The following is a 17,528-nucleotide window of genomic DNA, read 5'->3' on the forward strand; positions in this document are numbered from 1 at the left end:
TATGCCATGTCCGGAGATATCTGGATCACATGGATTTGGGCTTCACAGCCCGCCCGACGCCTCTAAAATGCGCCAACGTGATCTATAAGAGCCTGCTCAAGGTGATGCCGCCCGTACACGGACGCCGACTGCCGCCCGGGAGCCGCACTTCACGGAGCCTCCGCACGCGAGGGCGATTCGCCCTCGCCGCGGCCGTGGGGGCGGCGCTGGTCAGCGCTTGCAGTGGCTCGGATCCGGGACAGGAGGCCGTCGCACCGCCCATCCCCGTGCAACAGGACATCGGCCCGTCGGAAGGCCGGGTCAACCTCGTCGTCTGGGCCGGTTACGCCGAGGACGGGAGCAGCGACAAGACCGTCGACTGGGTGACCCCCTTCACCAAGGCGACCGGCTGCCGGGTGAACTCGAAGGTGGCCGACACCTCCGACTCGATGGTCGCCCTCATGAAGACCGGGCAGTACGACGGGGTGTCCGCCTCCGGCGACGCCAGCCTGCGCCTGATCTACGGTGGCGACGTCGCACCGGTCAACACCGGCCTGCTCAGCAACTACGGCGACATCGCGCCTTACCTCAAGAACCAGCCGTACAACTCGGTCAAAGGCCAGATGTACGGCGTCCCGCACGGCTATGGCGCGAACGTGCTGATGTACCGCACCGACAAGTTGCCGCAACGGCCGACGTCCTGGAGCGTCGTGTGGGACAGGAACTCCCCCGCCGCGAACCACGTGACCGCCTACGACTCCCCCATCTACATCGCCGACGCGGCGCTGTACCTCAAGACCCACCGGCCCGACCTGAAGATCACCGACGTCTACGAGTTGAACGAGAAGCAGTTCACCGCCGCCGTGGACCTGCTCAAGCAGCAGCGGCCGAGCATCAACCAGTACTGGCACAGTTACGTCGACGAGCTGCAGTCCTTCAAGTCCGCCGACAACTACGCGGGCACCGCGTGGGAGGTGACGGCCAACCTGGCCAAGGACGAGGGGGTCCCGGTCGCCACCACGATCCCGGCGGAGGGGGCGACCGGCTGGTCCGACACCTGGATGATCTCGTCGAAGGCCGAGCACCCGAACTGCATGTACCGGTGGATGAACTGGATCACCACGCCGAGGGCCCAGGCACAGGTCGGCCAGTGGTTCGGTCAGGCGCCCGCCAACCCGAAGGCCTGCCGTTACACCGAAAGCGGCTTCTGCACCACCTACCACGTGGGCGACGCCGAGTTCTACAAGCGCATCGCGTTCTGGAAGACGCCGGTCGCCGACTGCGGTGATGACCGCGGCACCGAATGTGTGGACTACTCGCGCTGGGCCCAGGCGTGGACTGAGATCAAGGGCTGAGTGAAATGACTCACCGCAGTGGCGCGGGTGCCCAGGGTGGTGCGGCACGCTAAAGATCACTAGAGTGACTGCCCATCGAATCTCGACCGAGGAGTCCAGGCACGTGAGCACGCCAGCGGAACAGCCCGCAGTGAGTTTGCGGGGGGTGCGCAAGACCTTCGGCGACATCGTCGCGGTCGACGGCGTCGATCTGGACATCCGTGATGGCGAGTTCTTCGCGATGCTGGGTCCCTCGGGCTCCGGCAAGACGACGGTCCTGCGGATGATCGCGGGCTTCGAGACACCGACCGCCGGCAGCGTCCACCTCGGCGGGGACGAGGTCAGCAGGCGGCCACCGTTCGAGCGGGACGTGAACACGGTCTTCCAGGACTACGCCCTCTTCCCGCACATGAACGTGATCGCCAACGTGGAGTACGGCCTCAAGGTCAAGAGGGTCCCGAGAGCCCAGCGCAGGGAACGTGCCCTCGAAGCGCTGCGCACCGTACGACTCGAGGGATTCGAGGCGCGCAAGCCGGGACAGTTGTCCGGGGGACAACGACAGCGCGTGGCGCTCGCCCGGGCCCTGGTGAACCGCCCGAAGGTCCTCCTCCTGGACGAACCGCTCGGCGCACTCGACCAGAAGCTCCGCGAGGAGATGCAGGTCGAGCTCAAGGCGATCCAGCGCCAGGTCGGCGTCACCTTCCTCTTCGTCACCCACGACCAGGAGGAGGCCCTCACGATGAGCGACCGCATCGCGGTCTTCAACTCGGGCCGGATCGAGCAGGTGGGCACCCCGGCGGAAGTCTACGAACGGCCGGCATCGGCGTTCGTGGCCGGATTCGTCGGCACCTCGAACCTCATCCAGGGCGGGGCCGCCGAGTCGATCCTGGGGCGTACGGGCGTCTACAGCGTCCGCCCCGAGAAGATCCGCGTGGACACCCACCTCGACGCGGAAGTGCCTGTGGGCGAGCATGCGGCGGCCGGCACGGTCGCCGAAGTCGTCTACGCGGGGGCGGCCACCCGATTCGTCGTCGATCTCGACGCGGGCGGCCGGCTGATAGCTCTGCAGCAGAACCTACAGACGTCGTCCATGGATGTGCTCAAGCTGCGCGACGCGCGAGTTCGGCTCGCGTGGCGGCGGGAGCACGAGTTCGCCATCCGGGAGGTCACGCCTCCCGGGCTGGTGATGGACGGTCCACCGCAGGTCGCCAGCTGACGGCCACGCGGTATTCGTTCCGCCAACCCCCCATTTGAATCGGAGACATACGATGCGCTCAGTGCGCTTCGCGCTCACCGCCCTCGCTGCCGTGGGCCTGCTCGCCGCCGGCTGCGGCAGCGGAGAGGAATCGAGCGACGGCCCCCCTGCCGCCGCCGCCGGGTTCACGCCTCCCAAGATCGAAGCCCTGAAGGCCCTCGGGCCGGGTGAGGGCCAGGTCAACATCGTCGCCTGGGCCGGTTACGTCGAGGACGGATCGAACGACAAGTCCGTCGACTGGGTCTCCTCCTTCACCAAGGAGACCGGCTGTAAGGTCAATACCAAGATCGGCTCTACGTCCGACGAGATGCTGAATCTGATGAAGACCGGGCAGTACGACGTGGTCTCGGCCTCCGGCGACGCGTCGCTGCGGCTCATCGCCGGTGGCACCGTGGCGCCGTTCAACACCAGCCTGACCCCGAACTACGCCGGCATCTACCCGGACCTGAAGAACAAGCCGTGGAACTCGGTGAACGGCGTCGCCTACGGCATGCCGCACGGCCGCGGCGCCAACATGCTGATGTACAACACCAAAGAGGTGAAGCCGGCGCCGGACTCGTGGAGCGTCGTCTTCGACCCCAACTCGCCGTACAAGGGCAAGATCACCGCATACGACTCGCCGATCTACATCGCGGACGCGGCGCTCTACCTCATGTCGGCGAAGCCGGAGCTCGGCATCAAGGACCCGTACGCCCTGGACCAGACGCAGCTCAAGGCGGCGGTCGACCTGCTCAAGCAGCAGAAGCCGATCATCGGTGAGTACTGGTCGGACTACACCAAGGCGGTGCAGTCGTTCAAGAGCAGCGACACCGTGGCCGGCACCACCTGGCAGGTCATCGCCAACCTGGTGAAGGCCGAGAAGGCGCCGGTCGAGACGGTCCTGCCCAAGGAGGGCGGCACCGGCTGGAACGACACCTGGATGGTCGCGGCGAAGGCCAAGAACCCGAACTGCGCCTACAAGTGGCTGAACCACATCGCCGACCCGAAGGTGAACGCGCAGGCCACCGAGTACTTCGGCGAGGCGCCGTCGAATCCCGCGTCCTGCAAGCTGACCAAGGACAAGAACCACTGCGAGACCTACCACGCGGGTGACACCGAGTACTGGAAGAAGGTCCACTACTGGACCACGCCGATCCCGCAGTGCCTGGACGGCCGTACCGACGTGAAGTGCACGGACTACGCCGAGTGGACGCGTGCTTGGACGGAGATCAAGGGATGATTTCGCCGGACCGGCCCGCCGGGCACGGCGGGCCGGTCCGCCGGTTGGCCGGCACACTGCACCGACGGCCGCGCTTGCGGCTTTCGCTGCTGTTGTCGGCACCGTTGCTCTGGCTCGTCGTGGCCTATCTCGGAGCGCTGGCGATGCTGTTCGTCGCCGCCTTCTGGTCCACGAACGTGTTCACGGGCGACCTGGTCAAAGATTTCACCTGGCAGAACTTCCAGGATCTGGTGACGCTCGACGTCTACCGGACGGTCATGCTGCGCAGCGTCATGGTGGCGGTGCTGGTGACGGTCGTGGACGGCGTCATCGCCTTCCCGATGGCGTTCTACATGGCCAAGATCGCCTCACCGCGGGCCCAGCGCTGGCTGGTCATCGCGATCCTCACCCCCCTCTGGGCCAGCTACCTGGTCAAGGCGTACGCCTGGCGGGTAATGCTCGCCAACGACGGCCTGCTCGACTGGGCGCTCGGCCCGTTCGGCGCGCATGGCCCGGGCTATGGCCTGCCGGCGACCGTGATGACGCTGTCCTACCTCTGGCTCCCGTACATGATCCTGCCGATCTACGCCGGTCTGGAACGGCTGCCGGACAACCTGATGGACGCCGCAGGCGACCTCGGTGCCCGCACGTTCCGCACCTTCCGCACGATCATCTGGCCGGTCGCCTTCCCGGCGGTCGTCGCAGGCTCGATCTTCACGTTCTCCCTCTCGCTCGGCGACTACATCGCCGTGAAGATCGTCGGAGGGAAGAGCCAGATGATCGGCAACGTGGTGTACGACAACATCGGCGTGGCCAACAACCTGCCGTTCGCCGCCGCCGTGGCGACCCTGCCCGTGGCGGTCATGGTGATTTATCTCGTCGCCGTCCGCCGGACCGGGGCTTTGGAGAACCTATGATCCGCTCGCGGGGAGCCCGCATCGGGCTGCGCTTGGCGATGGCCCTGGGCCTCGGTGTGATCTACATCCCGCTGTTCGTCGTGCTGGTCAGCTCCTTCAACGTCGACAGGTCGTTCTCGTGGCCGCCGACGCGGCTGACCGGGCACTGGTGGTCGATCACGTGGGACAACGCCGGCGTCCGCTCGGCGCTCTGGACCTCGGTCAAGGCGGGCCTGGGCGCGACCTCCATCGCGCTGGTGCTCGGCACGATGGTGGCGTTCGCGGTGCAGCGGTACAAGTTCTTCGGCCGCGACACGATCTCGCTGCTGGTGATCCTGCCGATCGCGCTGCCCGGCATCATCACCGGCATCGCGCTCAACAACGCCTTCCGCACCGTGCTGGCCCCCTTCGGCGTCGAGATGGGGATGTTCACGGTGATCGTCGGGCACGCGACGTTCTGCGTCGTCACCGTCTACAACAACGTGCTGGCCCGGCTGCGGCGCATGGGCCTGAACGTCGAAGAGGCCTCCGCCGACCTGGGCGCCGACACCTTCCAGACCTTCCGCTATGTGACGTTCCCGCTGCTCCGCTCGGCGTTGCTGGCAGGCGGGCTGCTGTCGTTCGCGCTGTCCTTCGACGAGATCATCGTGACGACCTTCACCGCCGGCGCCGGGGTGCAGACACTGCCGATCTGGATCTTCAACAATCTCTTCCGTCCGAATCAGGCACCTATCGTCAACGTGGTGGCCGCCGCTCTGATCGTGCTGTCCGTGGTACCCATCTACCTGGCTCAGCGCATCTCCGGTGACGACGCCCGCGTGATCTGACTGCAAGGAGAATCCCCGAGATGAGTGACCTGCGCGTGACGCGCAACTTCGTGAACGGCGCGTGGACCGACGTGACCGACGGCCGTACGGCCGAACTCATCAGCCCCGTGACGGGCGAGGTCTTCGGCACCGCGCCGGTGTCGGGACAGGCCGACGTGAACGCCGCCGTCGAGGCCGCGGCCGGCGCGTTCGAGACCTGGCGCGACACGACCCCGGCGGAGCGGCAGCTCGCGCTGCTGCGCATCGCCGACGCCATCGAGGCGCGGGCCGACGAGCTCGTCGCCGCCGAGTCGGAGAACACCGGCAAGCCCCTCGGCCTGACCCACTCGGAGGAGATCCCCCCGATGGTCGACCAGATCCGGTTCTTCGCCGGAGCCGCGAGGGTGCTGGAGGGCCGGTCGGCGGGCGAGTACATGGCGGGTCACACCTCGATGATCCGGCGCGAGCCCATCGGCGTGTGCGCCCAGGTGACGCCATGGAACTACCCGATGATGATGGCCGTGTGGAAGTTCGCCCCGGCGATCGCGGCGGGCAACACCGTGGTCCTCAAGCCATCGGACACGACGCCGGTGACCACGGCCCTCATGGCCGAGATCGCCGCGGAGTTCCTGCCGCCGGGGGTGTTCAACGTCGTCTGCGGTGACCGGGACACCGGCCGGGCGCTCATAGAGCACCCGATCCCGGAGATGGTCTCCATCACCGGCTCGGTGCGCGCGGGCATGGAGGTCGCCGCGAGCTCGGCTCGCGACCTGAAGAGGGTGCACCTCGAGCTCGGCGGCAAGGCACCGGTGATCGTGTTCGACGACGCCGACATCGAGGCCGCGGCCGAGGCCATCGCGGTCGCCGGCTACTTCAACGCCGGCCAGGACTGCACCGCCGCGACCCGCGTGCTCGCGGGGCCGGGCGTGCACGACGACTTCGTCGCCGCGCTGGCGGAGCAGGCCAAGCAGACCAGGACCGGGCGGCCGGACGACGAGGACGTGCTGTACGGGCCGCTGAACAACGCCAACCAGCTGAAGCACGTCTCCGGTTTCATCGACCGTCTGCCGTCCCACGCCTCGGTCGAGGCGGGCGGCGGGCGGAGCGGCTCACGTGGGTTCTTCTACGAGCCCACCGTGGTCTCGGGGCTGGCCCAAGACGACGAGGCCGTGCAGAACGAGATCTTCGGCCCCGTCATCACCGTGCAGAGGTTCCACGATGAGGACCAGGCGCTGCGCTGGGCCAACGGCGTGCGTTACGGCCTCGCGTCGTCCGTCTGGACGCGCGACCACGGCCGTGCGATGCGCATGGCCAAGCGGCTCGATTTCGGCTGCGTCTGGATAAACACTCATATCCCGCTGGTGGCCGAGATGCCGCACGGCGGATTCAAGCATTCCGGCCACGGCAAGGACCTGTCGATGTACGGATTTGAGGATTACACCCGGGTTAAGCATGTTATGTCCAATATCGAGCTCTGAACCAGAGAAGTCTCCAACCGAATCATTTCGGCGGCCGAGATTCCAGGCTCTCCACTCTGTCGCTCCGTCGGCCGTGGCCTACATTCCCGTCGATCACGGCCGGCGGAGGTAATCGGGACATCGGGCGCATTTCCGTGCGCTTTTACGGCCGGTCATCGCGGCGACGGCACAAATGCGGGTCACCCGCAAGGATGTCCGCATGAATAATGAGGACACTGGGCGGTCTGCGAGGGCAAGGTGTCGAGCAAGGCGCTCAGCGGCAGGGCTCCCTGCCGCCGTACAAGCCGCCGACGTCGGCGACGGAGATGGGACACCAGATGGCCGAGCGTGAACCGGTGACCGAGCTGGGCGCCTTCAGTAGCGACGACGCGGTCGCGACCGAGTGGGCGCAGGCGCGCGCAGACTTGCGGAACGCCGAGCTGTACTGGTTGTCGACGGTGCGTCCGGACGGGCGCCCGCACGTCACCCCGCTCTTGGGAGTCTGGCTGGACGGCGCGCTGTACTTCTGCACCGGTACGGCCGAACGCAAGGCCGCGAACCTCGCACAGAACCCGCACTGCGTCCTCACGACCGGGCGCAACATCCTCGACGGTCTCGACCTCGTGGTCGAGGGTGCGGCGGCCGGTGTGAGCGACGAGGCCGAGCTCCGCCAGGTCGCCGACACCTTCGAGTCGAAGTACGGCCCGCGTTTCACGGCACCCGAGGGCACCTGGTTCGGTCTCGGTGACTCCATCCGAGGCGGCGACGTCCTGGTGTACCGGGTCGCCCCCTCGACCGCCTTCGGCTTCGGCAAGGGCGAGCACTTCAGCCAGACTCGCTGGCGTTTCTCCTGACGGGGATCCAGCACAAGCCGGCCGCTTCGGCCGCTTCCGCCGCGAGAGTGCTCTGCCGAATCCCTCCTGCGACCGACGCACGCCACCGGTAGGACCCCGGATACTGTGCGGGACCGTCGATGTCAGGAGTCCCGGAGTGGCCGTAACCGATCGGGTACCGGTTCCCGCCGGGCTCCGCGACCGGGCGGACCGGTTTCGGCGCCGGCCGGCCCGCGAGATCGACATCGCGGTCGCCGTGGTCGTGTCCGCCGCCACGGTCGCGCCGACCCTGGTACCCGTCTCGCAGGCGTGGTGGATCGTGGCACTGGCTCTGCTGGCCTCCGCTCCGGTTCTTTGGCGGCGAAGGGCCCCGATGCGGATCGGGCTCGTGGTCGGCGTCGCCATGACGGCTCTGGTGATCTGGCACAAGCCGGTGCTGCCGTACGGCCCACTGGTCTGCGTCTACACCATCGCGGCGCTGAGCCCGCCGCTGCTGCGCATGCTGTCCATACCGGTCATCGGTGTGACGGTGTACGTCTCGCTCGTCCTACCGGACGAGCAGCTGGAGGTCTACCGGGCGGTGGGCACGGCCTTCGCCGCCGCGTACGCCCTCGGCACCAGTGCCCGTGCCCGCCGCGCGCGGGCGGCGGAACTGGCCGAACGGACCCGCCGGCTGGCGCAGGAACGTGCCACCGCGGCCGCTCGCGAACGCACCCGCATCGCCCGAGACATGCACGACATCCTGACCCACTCCGTGGGCCTCATGGTCGTCCAGGCCGAGGCCGGCCCCGTGGTGATGCGTTCGGATCGCCGGTGCGCGGAGGCCGCCTTCGACGCGATCGCCGAGACCGGGCGGGGCGCTCTCACCCAACTGCGCGGCCTGCTCGGCACGCTGCGCTCGGAGGAGAGCGCCGGCGGGGAGCCGCAGCCAAGCCTCGACGCCGTGCCGCACCTTGTCGAACGGACGGCGCGGGCCTGCCTGGAGGTGACCCTCACCAGTGCCGGCGAGCCGCGCGCGGTGGCCGCGACGTCGATGTGGCGGCGTATCGAATCGTCCAGGAGGCACTGACCAACGTGCTGCGTCATGCGGACGCGCGTGCCGTACGCGTCAGCCTGAATTGGGCCGACACCACGCTGGAGATCGAGGTCGCCGACGACGGCCGGGGCGCTCAGGGCGTGACCGGGGGGCATGGCCTGGCCGGGATGCGGGAACGGGTGACGGCCTGCGGTGGGACGCTGCGCGCGGGCTCCGGCGGCGAGGGCTTCCTCGTGGCGGCCACGCTTCCGATCGGATAGGCATACATCCGCCGAGACGCGCTCGCCGAAGCCGTTCACGTCGTCGCCGCGGGGGAATCCCTGCTGGCCCCGGTGGTGACCAGGCGCCTCATCGAGGATCTCGTCCGCAGGCCGAGCCACGGTGTCGTGCCGCGGCTGACGGCCCGGCTCGGCGAGCTGACCGGCCGGGAGTCACAGACCCTGCGGCTGATCGCGCGCGGGTCGTCCAACGCCGAGATCGCCGCCGAACTCGTGGTCAGCGAACACACGGTCAAGACACACGTGAGCCACATCCTGACCAAGCTCGATCTGCGCGACCGGGTGCAGGCCGTCGTGTTCGCCTACGAGTCCGGCCTGGTCGTCGCCGGAGACGCGTAGTCCGTACGGGCGACAGACCGGAACGCTCTCATCGGCGATGTGCGCCGGGCCCGGGTCGCGAAGCATCAAGGCGGTTCCCAAGGATGAGGAGACCGCCCGATGAACCCGACACGATGGAGGTTCGCCGCAGTGCTCGCCGCCGCGGCGTCCTCGGCGACACTGTTCTACTTCGGCACCGGGTTGCGACCGCTGCCATGGCTCACCTGGCTCGCGCCACTTCCGGTGCTCGCGCTGGCCCCTCGCGTCGGCGCCCTCGCGGTGGGAGGCGCACGGGTCGTGGTGCTGCCCGAGAAGACGTTCGTCGCCGACGACGCGAGCCTGTCGCTGCTGGCCGGGCCGCTCAGCCGTCTCGCGGCCGAACGGCGCATCGACATCATCGCCGGGGTCACCCTCACGCGGGGTGGAATCACCTACAACGCGGCGATGGACTTCCCCGCGGACGGAGGACGATCGGTGGACTACTTCAAGCACCACCTGATCCCCGGCTTCGAGGGAGAGTTCGCTGCCGGGAGCGAGGTGGCCTTCGTGCCCGGCTCCGGGCGCCGCTGGGGCATCGCCATCTGCAAGGACCTCGACTTCCCCGGTCTGGTCCGCGACTACCGCGGGCGCGGCGCGACCGCCGTGCTCGTACCCGCCTGGGACTTCGACGTCGACGCGTGGCTGCACAGCCGGATGGCGGTCACCCGTGGCGTCGAGAGCGGCCTCACCGTCGCGCGCGCGGCCCGGGCCGGCGCCCTGACCGTCAGCGATCCGCGGGGCCGCGTCGTGGCGGAAGCGCGCACCGAGGACGCCGAGTTCGTGTCGGTCACCGCCGGCCTCCCGATCCATGCCGACCCGACCCTGTACGCGAGATTCGGAGACTGGTTCGCCTGGGCCTGTGTCGGTCTGCTCGCTGGAGCAGGAGCCCTCCTACGCGGCAGGCCCATACGCTGAGGCAACGCCCGAACCGCCCGAACCGCCCGAACCGCCCGAAAGGCATCCTCGATGACTCAGGATCGGCCGGCTCTCCCGCCCGGCATGCAGGCTCAGCTCGACTCGTCGTCGTACATGGGCGTACCGACGTTCGGCATGCGACCTCATCTGACCGAGCCGGAGCAACTCGACGAATGGAAGCCCGATGTCGCCATCGTCGGTGCCCCATGGGACGACAACACGACCAATCGGCCCGGTGCTCGCTTCGGTCCCCGGGCGCTACGCGCCAACGCCTACGATTCGGGCACCTACCACCTCGACCTGGGGATCGAGATCTTCGACCACCTCAACGTCGTCGACTACGGCGACGCGATCGTTTCACCCGGTATGTGGGATCTCTCGCGTGATGCCATCCACCAGCGGATATCCGAGGTGGTGAGCCGCGGGATCATCCCCGTGGTGATCGGGGGCGACCACTCGGTGACCTGGCCGAGTGGAGTGGCGGTCGGTGAACATCACGGCTACGGCAGGATCGGCATGATCCACTTTGACGCGCACGCCGACACGGCCGACATCCTGCGCGGCAACCTCGCCAGTCACGGCACACCGATGAGGCGATTGATCGAGTCGGGGGCGATAGCCGGTAAGGACTTCATCCAGATCGGGCTCCGGGGCTACTGGCCACCGGCCGACGTTCAGGAGTGGATGCGCGAGCAGGGCATGCGGCATCACACGATGCAGGAGATCTGGGAACGCGGCATCAGGGATGTCATGGAGGATGTCATCGCCGAGGCGATCGATGGCACGGACGGCATCTACCTCTCGATCGACATCGACGTGCTCGACCCGGGGTTCGCCCCGGGCACGGGAACACCGGAGCCCGGAGGGTTCGCGCCGATCGACCTGCTGAGAGCCGTCCGCAGGATCGTCCTCGAGACCAACGTGGTGGCGCTCGATGTCACCGAGGTCTGTCCTCCGTACGACCTGTCCGACCTGACGGTCAACAACGCGCATCGGCTCATTTGGGAGACGCTTGCCGGGCTCGCGTACAAGAAGCGCGCGCAGGCCGAGCCGACGTCATGACACGCGTTCCCCCGGAACGTTCGGCGCGCCGTCCTCCGTCCGGCCGATGATGACCGACGCGCCGCTCACCTTGCGCATGGGGACCGGCAGGGCGTCCCCGATGACGCCGAACCACCGTCACGCACCGGCACCCGGCCGCAGCCCCCGTAACCGGCCGAGCGCCAGGCACCCGCGAACAACTGCATGATCACGGCAGTACCTTCTCTACCGTGATCATGCAGTTGTGACCCGTTGGAGGCGCGTGGCGAGCTCACTTTCGTCGAGGGTGGTGAGGTGGCGGTCGCGCATGAGGATCCGGCCTGCCACCACGGTGTCGCGTACGTCGGCGGCGGTGGCGGCGTAGGCGAGCGTCGACCACGGGTCGTGGCGCGGCAGCAGGTGCGGTGCGTTCAGGTCGACGACGATCAGGTCGGCCTGCTTGCCCACCTCCAATGAGCCCAGCCGGTCCCCCATGCCCACGGCCCTCGCGGAGCCGATCGTGGCCATCTGTACGGCCTGCCGGGCGTCCACGACCGTCGGGTCTCCGCTGAACCCCTTGTGCACGATCGCCGCGGTGCGCAGCGCCGTGAACATGTCCAGGGTGTTGGAGCTGACCGCGCCGTCGGTTCCGAGCCCGACCGGGACCCCCGCGGCGAGCAGGTCGGGCACCCGGGCCACTCCGGCGGCGAGCTTGAGGTTCGATACCGGGCAGTGCGCGATGGCGGTGCCGGTGCGGGCCAGCGCGTCGATCTCGGCGTCGGTGAGATGCACCGCGTGCGCCAGCACCGTGCCCGGCCCGAGCAGCCCGAGGTCGTCGAGCAGTTCGACCGGTCGGCGGCCGTACCTGGCAGCGACCATGTCCACCTCCCCCGCGTTCTCGGCGGCGTGGATGTGCAGCACCGCGTCGTGCTTTCGCGCCAGCGCGGCGACCTCGCGCAGTTGGCCGGGATCGAGCGTGTACGTGCTGTGCGCCATGACGTACGGGCGACCGCCCGCCAGGTCGGCCCCCGCCCACTCCAGCCGGGCGGCGAAGTCCAGGCCGTCCGGCGGCCCGTCGATGTCCATGAACGTGGGGCCGGTGAGGAGCCGGAAGCCGGTGCGCGCGGCCACGTCGGCGGCGGTCTCGTGGAACCAGTACATGTCCAGCGCGGCGGTGACGCCGGACCGGACCGATTCGGCGACGGCGCACTCGACTCCGGCCGCCACCATCTCGGGAGAGAGCAGCGCGACCTCGGCCGCGATGACCTCGGCCAGGAAACCCTGTAGATCGACGTCGTCGGCCCGGCCGCGGAACACCGCCATGGCCAGATGCGTGTGCGCGTTGATCAGCCCAGGCAGCACCAGGCAGCCGCCGGCGTCCAGCACCTCGGCAGACGCGTATCGGGCCGCGATGTCCGCCGCCGGCCCGACCGCCGCGATCACTCCGTCGCGGACGGCGACGGCCCCGTCCCCGACCACCGTGCCCGCCTCGTCGACGGTGAGGACGTCGCCACCGGTGACGACCAGGTCGGCGCGCTCGGCACCGCTCACGCCGGCTCGCCCGCCAGGCCGGCGAGCGCGTCCAGCGACACCAGCACCGCCCGCTCCACCGCCTCGGCGACCACGTTTCGGTGCGGGTCGTACGGTTTGTCGTGCTCGTCCACCGCGTTGCCGTCGATGACGACGACGCCGCCGGCCCGCAGACAGTGCATCGAGGCGTGGACGTACAGCGCCGACAGCTCCATCTCGATGGCGATGACGCGCGCCCGGACGTACTCCTCCATCGGCAGCCGCAGCACGCCGGGGGCGAACGCCGCGCGGGTCCACACCACGCCCCGGTGCGCGGGCGCGCCGTGCGCCGCCGCCGCGTCACGCAGGGCCAGCACCGCCTCGGGCGCCGCGACCGCCGGATACTCCGGCGGCACGAGCTGGTGGGTGACACCGTCGTCGCGCACCGCCGCCTCGGCGATGACCAGGTCGCCGTCGGAGATCGCGCTGGTCAACGCGCCCGCCGTGCCGAGCCGCACCAGCGTGGTGACGCCCGCCTCGGTGAGCTCGGTGAACAGGCACATCGCGCCAGGACCGCCGACGCCGTGTGAGGACACCACGACGGGCACGCCCTGCCAGGTCCCCGTGTAGGTGTGGTACTCCCGGTTGCGCGCGACCTCACGCGAGCCGTCGAGCACGGCCGCGACCCGCGCCGCGCGCTCGGGGTCGCCCACGACCAGGGCCTGGGCGGGCAGCCCCGTACGCGGGATCTTCGTGATGGGCAGGATGCTCATGCGTGCCTTCCGGCGGTTCGGTGCGGCTGGGTACGGCTCATCGGCTTCAGTGGCTCAGTGGTTCGGGTGGTTCAGTGGTTCGAGTGGTTCAGACCAGCCGGGCGGGTTCGGGGGCCGTGGGCTCGGCCGTCGCGGCCGACGGGCGGCGGGCCCGGCGGCGCGCCGTGGACGCGAACAGTGCGACGAGGGTCACGACGTACGGCGCGGCGTCGGCCGCCTGCTGCGGCAGGCCCTGGCCCTGCAGCCGGAAGCCGAGGGCCTCGACGACACCGAACAGCAGCGCGGCGAGCAGCACGCCGAGGGGCGCGGCGCGGCCCAGCATGACCGCCACTACTGCGATCCAGCCGCGGCCGGAGGTCATGTTCTCGGAGAACAGCGTGACGTTGCCGAGCGCGAGCTGGGCCCCCGCCAGGCCACAGAGCACACCGCCGGCGAGCACGGCCGCGTACTGGTACTTGGTGACGCTCACCCCGAGGCTCTGCGCCGCGTCGGGCCGCTCCCCCACGCCGCGCAGCCGCAGCCCCCACGCGTGGCGGGAGAGGAAGACCGCGGTGACCGCGACGATCAGCCAGGACAGGTACACCAGCGGCGACTGCCCGGCGAGCACGTCGCCGACGAACGGCACGTCGCCGAGCCCCGGAACGTCGAGCGCACCGAGGCCCTTCAGGCCCGGATCGCTGAACGCACCCTGCACGCCGAACACGGTGCGCAGCAGGAACGCCGTCAACCCGGCCGCCAGCAGGTTCATGGCGACCCCGAGGACGATCGCGTCCGCCTTCAGCGACACCGAGCCGACGGCGAGCACGAGCGAGAAGACCGTGGTCGCGGCGATCGCGACGAGCACCCCCAGCCAGGCGCTGCCGGTGAACCAGCTGCCCGCCACCGCGCCGAAGCAGCCGATCAGCATCAGCCCCTCCAGCGAGATGTTGAACACGCCCGCCCGCTCGCACAGCGCACCGCCGAGGGCGGCGAGCAGGATCGGTGTCAGCGCCCGCAGGGCCGAGGCGAGCAGTTCGGCGTCGATGGGCATCAGCTGTCACCTCGGGGCTGCCGCCGGAAGATCCCGGTCCGTACGGCGAGAAAGACGATGATCAGGGCTTGCAGCACGGTGGTGATCTCACGGGGCACCTCGGTGGCGCGCTCCATCCCGGCGCCGCCGATGGTCATGGCCGCGAAGAACACCGCCGCGGCCACAGTGCCGAGCGGCGCGGCTCCCGCGAGCAGCGCGGCGAGCAGTCCGGTCCAGGTGTAGTTGGGGGTGATCAGCGCGCCGTCGATGAACCGGTACGGGAAGCTCAGCACCCCGATCGATCCGACCAGGCCCGCGACGGCACCGGAGACGGCCATCAACCGCAGCGTGAGCCTGGGGCGGTCCACTCCGGCATAGGTGGCGAACCGGGCATTACGCCCGGTCATCCGGATCTCAAAGCCGACCGGGGTGCGGGCGTCTACGAGCGTGTAGACGATCACGACCGCGATCACCAGGAAGATGCCCGCGTTGAGCGTGCCCGACCCGAGTGACGGCAGGTGCACGCCATCGGGGAGCTGCCGGGTCTGCGGCAGGCTGGACCCCTCCTCCTTGAGCGGGAACCGCGCCAGGTAGGACGCCGCCGACATCGCCGGGTAGCTCAGCAGCAGGCTGCTGACCAGCAGGGGAACGCCGAAGCGGTTCTCGCAGACTGCGGCGAGCGCGGCGTAGAGCGCGCCGGCGGCCATTCCACAGAGGAGGGCCAGGACGAGGCTGAGCGGGCCGGGCAGCGGGCTCGCCAGCCCGACGGCCGCGGCGGTGATGCCGCCGAGCACCAGCTGGCCGTCGCCGCCCAGGTTGACCAGCCCGGCCCGCAGCGGGATGGCGAGGGCGAGGGCCATCCCCGTGACGGGTACGGCCTGGGTCAGGGAGTTGCCGATCCCGTCGGCGCCGAGTGCTCCCGTGACGATCGCCTGGTAGGCGGTGAGCGGATTGGCCCCGGTCGAGGCGAGCATGACCGCCCCGATGGCGAGCGCGGTCACGAGGGCGAAGACGATCGGCGAGAAGGCGACGCCGCGGATGGCGCGTGACATCAGGCCGCTCCTTCCGCGGCGCCGGCCATGGCCAGGCCGAGGCGCTTCTCGTCGGCCTCGCCACGGCCGAGCTCGGCGACGACCCGGCCCTCCGACATCACGAGGATCCGGTCGGACAGCCCGATGATCTCGCTGAGCTCCGCCGAGACGAGCAGGATCGCGTGGCCCGCGTCGCGATAGCCGATGAGCCGGGCGTGGATGTTCTGGATGGATCCGATGTCGACGCCGCGCGTCGGCTGCTCGACGACGAGCAGCCGGGCGTCGTGGGCCATCTCGCGGCCGAGGATCACCTTCTGGTGGTTGCCGCCGGAAAGCGTGCGCACCGGATCCGCGGTGTCGCCGGCCTTGACGCCGAACTCGCCGATCAGCCGGCGGGCGTGCTCGCGCAGGGCGGCCGGGCGCAGCAGTCCCCGAACGGTCAGCGGCTCGGCCCGGTGGAACCCCATGGCGAGGTTGTCGGCGACCGAGGCGTCCGGGGCCGAGCCCACCTCGGCCCTGTCCTCGGGGACGTACGCGAGCCCGGCGGCGCGCCGGGCGGCCACCGGCGCGCCGGTGATGTCCCGCCCGTCGACCGTGACCCGGCCTGAGTCGGCGGTACGGAGGCCGACCAGCGCCTCGACCAGCTCGGTCTGCCCGTTGCCCGCGACCCCCGCGATGCCGACGACCTCGCCGGCCCGGACGGTGCAGGAGACCTGGTCGACGAGCGGCCGGCCCTCTCCACGGACCGTGAGGCCGTCCACCTCGAGCACCGGATTGCCGATCGTGCCGGCCGGGTAGCGGCGGTCGAGCTCGATCTCGCGTCCGGTCATCGCCTCGGCGATCTCGGCGGGCGTGGTGGCGGCGGTGCTCAGCCGGGCCGCGACCCGGCCGTCGCGCAGCACGGTGACGTTGTCGCTGAGCGCCATGACCTCGCGCAGCTTGTGGGTGACGATGAGCACCGTACGGCCGTGCGCGGCGAGCCCGCGCAGCACCTCGAACAGCGCGTCGGTCTCGGCCGGGGTGAGCACGGCGGTCGGCTCGTCGAGGATGAGGACGCGCGCGTCGCGGTAGAGCAGTTTGAGGATCTCGACCCGCTGCCGCACGCCGACCGGCAGCGCCTCGACCGGGGCGTCGGGGGCGACGCCGAGCCCGAACCGCTCGCTCAGCTCCGCGACCCTGCGCCGGGCGGCGGCGCGGTCGATCAGGCCCCGGCGGCGCGGCTCCCGCCCGTACATGACGTTGTCGGTGACCGACAGGCTCGGGAACAGCTTGAAGCCCTGGTGCACCATGCCGAGCCCGGCGGCGATGGCCTGGGTCGGCGAGGAGAAGGAGACCTCACGCCCGCCGATCAGGATCGTGCCGGAGTCCGGGCGCTGCATGCCGTACAGGATGGACATGAGGGTCGACTTGCCCGCGCCGTTCTCCCCCATCAGCGCGTGGATCTCTCCGGGGGCGACGGTCAGGTCGATGCCGTCGTTGGCCCGTACGCCCGGGAAGTGCTTGACGATGCCCCGCATCTCGACTTCCGCGGCCGTGGCCGCCCCCGTGCCCAGACCGGTGCCGAGATCGGCGCCGAGACCCGTGCCCGCGCCGTGCCGCGGCGAATCCGCCGCGGCATCGGCGTGGTCGCCAGGGGCGACTCCGTCACTTGGCGGCAGGGTCATCGATCTTCAGCGTGCCGGCGACGATCTGCTGGCGCAGCTCCTTGACCCTGGTGATCACGGAGGGGTTCTTGGCGATGAGGCACTGCGAGCCCTCGACGCCGTCGAGCAGGCCGGTCAGCGCCACGCCGTCCTCGGCGAGGCCGTAGGACTTGGTCTGGCCGGCCTTGCCGTTCAGCAC

18 protein-coding genes are annotated in these 17,528 nt (G+C 69.8%); 12 read left to right on the forward strand and 6 right to left on the reverse strand.

The window, feature by feature from the left end; all coding sequences use genetic code 11:
- Positions 1–77 precede the first annotated feature (77 nt).
- From HKK72_RS17135 to speB, 12 genes are all read left to right on the forward strand, one after another.
- A complete protein-coding gene (locus tag HKK72_RS17135; protein WP_222720806.1) occupies positions 78–1,334 on the forward strand; it encodes an ABC transporter substrate-binding protein in 1,257 nt (418 codons plus the stop codon).
- A gap of 103 nt (positions 1,335–1,437) precedes the next feature.
- Complete coding sequence (locus HKK72_RS17140) at positions 1,438–2,529, forward strand: ABC transporter ATP-binding protein (protein ID WP_315987299.1); 1,092 nt, start codon at positions 1,438–1,440, stop codon at positions 2,527–2,529.
- A 52-nt stretch (positions 2,530–2,581) separates the two neighbouring features.
- Entirely contained in the window at positions 2,582–3,787 is a 1,206-nt protein-coding gene (locus tag HKK72_RS17145) for an ABC transporter substrate-binding protein (RefSeq protein WP_187235381.1), read from the forward strand.
- On the forward strand, positions 3,784–4,683 hold the full coding sequence (locus tag HKK72_RS17150) for an ABC transporter permease (protein ID WP_187235382.1): 900 nt from the start codon (positions 3,784–3,786) through the stop codon (positions 4,681–4,683). Before HKK72_RS17145 ends, HKK72_RS17150 begins: the two co-directional genes overlap by 4 nt.
- A complete protein-coding gene (locus tag HKK72_RS17155) occupies positions 4,680–5,489 on the forward strand; it encodes an ABC transporter permease (protein ID WP_187235383.1) in 810 nt (269 codons plus the stop codon). The genes HKK72_RS17150 and HKK72_RS17155 overlap by 4 nt, the downstream gene beginning before the upstream one ends.
- 20 nt (positions 5,490–5,509) lie before the next feature.
- Entirely contained in the window at positions 5,510–6,946 is a 1,437-nt protein-coding gene (locus HKK72_RS17160) for a gamma-aminobutyraldehyde dehydrogenase (RefSeq protein WP_187235384.1), read from the forward strand.
- A 206-nt stretch (positions 6,947–7,152) separates the two neighbouring features.
- Positions 7,153–7,779 carry a pyridoxamine 5'-phosphate oxidase family protein gene (locus tag HKK72_RS17165; protein ID WP_315987300.1) on the forward strand — a complete coding sequence of 209 codons (627 nt, stop codon included), beginning with the start codon at positions 7,153–7,155 and terminating at the stop codon, positions 7,777–7,779.
- A gap of 136 nt (positions 7,780–7,915) precedes the next feature.
- A complete protein-coding gene (locus HKK72_RS42190; RefSeq protein WP_187235385.1) occupies positions 7,916–8,827 on the forward strand; it encodes a sensor histidine kinase in 912 nt (303 codons plus the stop codon).
- 5 nt (positions 8,828–8,832) lie between these two features.
- A complete protein-coding gene (locus tag HKK72_RS17175) occupies positions 8,833–9,054 on the forward strand; it encodes a sensor histidine kinase (RefSeq protein ID WP_187235386.1) in 222 nt (73 codons plus the stop codon).
- A gap of 72 nt (positions 9,055–9,126) precedes the next feature.
- The gene (locus HKK72_RS17180) at positions 9,127–9,411 is read left to right on the forward strand and encodes a response regulator transcription factor (RefSeq protein WP_315987301.1); all 285 of its coding nucleotides are present in this window, start codon (positions 9,127–9,129) and stop codon (positions 9,409–9,411) included.
- Positions 9,412–9,510: 99 nt separating this feature from the next.
- Positions 9,511–10,344, forward strand: a complete 834-nt coding sequence (locus HKK72_RS17185) for a nitrilase-related carbon-nitrogen hydrolase (protein ID WP_187235387.1) — start codon at positions 9,511–9,513, stop codon at positions 10,342–10,344.
- Between the two features lie 51 nt (positions 10,345–10,395).
- Positions 10,396–11,406, forward strand: coding sequence for an agmatinase (speB, locus tag HKK72_RS17190; RefSeq protein WP_222720807.1), 1,011 nt, complete (start codon positions 10,396–10,398; stop codon positions 11,404–11,406).
- A 213-nt stretch (positions 11,407–11,619) separates the two neighbouring features.
- On the opposite strand, the gene HKK72_RS17195 is transcribed toward speB, so the two are convergent.
- The 6 genes from HKK72_RS17195 to HKK72_RS17220 form a co-directional block, all read right to left on the reverse strand.
- Positions 11,620–12,915, reverse strand: a complete 1,296-nt coding sequence (locus HKK72_RS17195) for an amidohydrolase family protein (RefSeq protein ID WP_187235388.1) — start codon at positions 12,913–12,915, stop codon at positions 11,620–11,622.
- Positions 12,912–13,646: a nucleoside phosphorylase gene (locus tag HKK72_RS17200; RefSeq protein ID WP_187235389.1), complete on the reverse strand. Its 735-nt coding sequence runs from the start codon at positions 13,644–13,646 to the stop codon at positions 12,912–12,914. Before HKK72_RS17200 ends, HKK72_RS17195 begins: the two co-directional genes overlap by 4 nt.
- An 88-nt stretch (positions 13,647–13,734) precedes the next feature.
- Positions 13,735–14,676, reverse strand: a complete 942-nt coding sequence (locus tag HKK72_RS17205) for an ABC transporter permease (protein ID WP_187235390.1) — start codon at positions 14,674–14,676, stop codon at positions 13,735–13,737.
- Positions 14,676–15,707 carry an ABC transporter permease gene (locus HKK72_RS17210; protein ID WP_187235391.1) on the reverse strand — a complete coding sequence of 344 codons (1,032 nt, stop codon included), beginning with the start codon at positions 15,705–15,707 and terminating at the stop codon, positions 14,676–14,678. The genes HKK72_RS17205 and HKK72_RS17210 overlap by 1 nt, the downstream gene beginning before the upstream one ends.
- Positions 15,707–17,350, reverse strand: coding sequence for an ABC transporter ATP-binding protein (locus HKK72_RS17215; RefSeq protein ID WP_261986898.1), 1,644 nt, complete (start codon positions 17,348–17,350; stop codon positions 15,707–15,709). The genes HKK72_RS17210 and HKK72_RS17215 overlap by 1 nt, the downstream gene beginning before the upstream one ends.
- Positions 17,331–17,528: hypothetical protein (locus HKK72_RS17220; protein ID WP_222720808.1), on the reverse strand; the 198-nt coding region annotated here is incomplete at its 5' end. The genes HKK72_RS17220 and HKK72_RS17215, both read right to left, overlap by 20 nt.

Source organism: Actinomadura sp. HBU206391, assembly GCF_014323665.1.
In the GTDB taxonomy this organism is placed as follows: domain Bacteria; phylum Actinomycetota; class Actinomycetes; order Streptosporangiales; family Streptosporangiaceae; genus Actinomadura_C.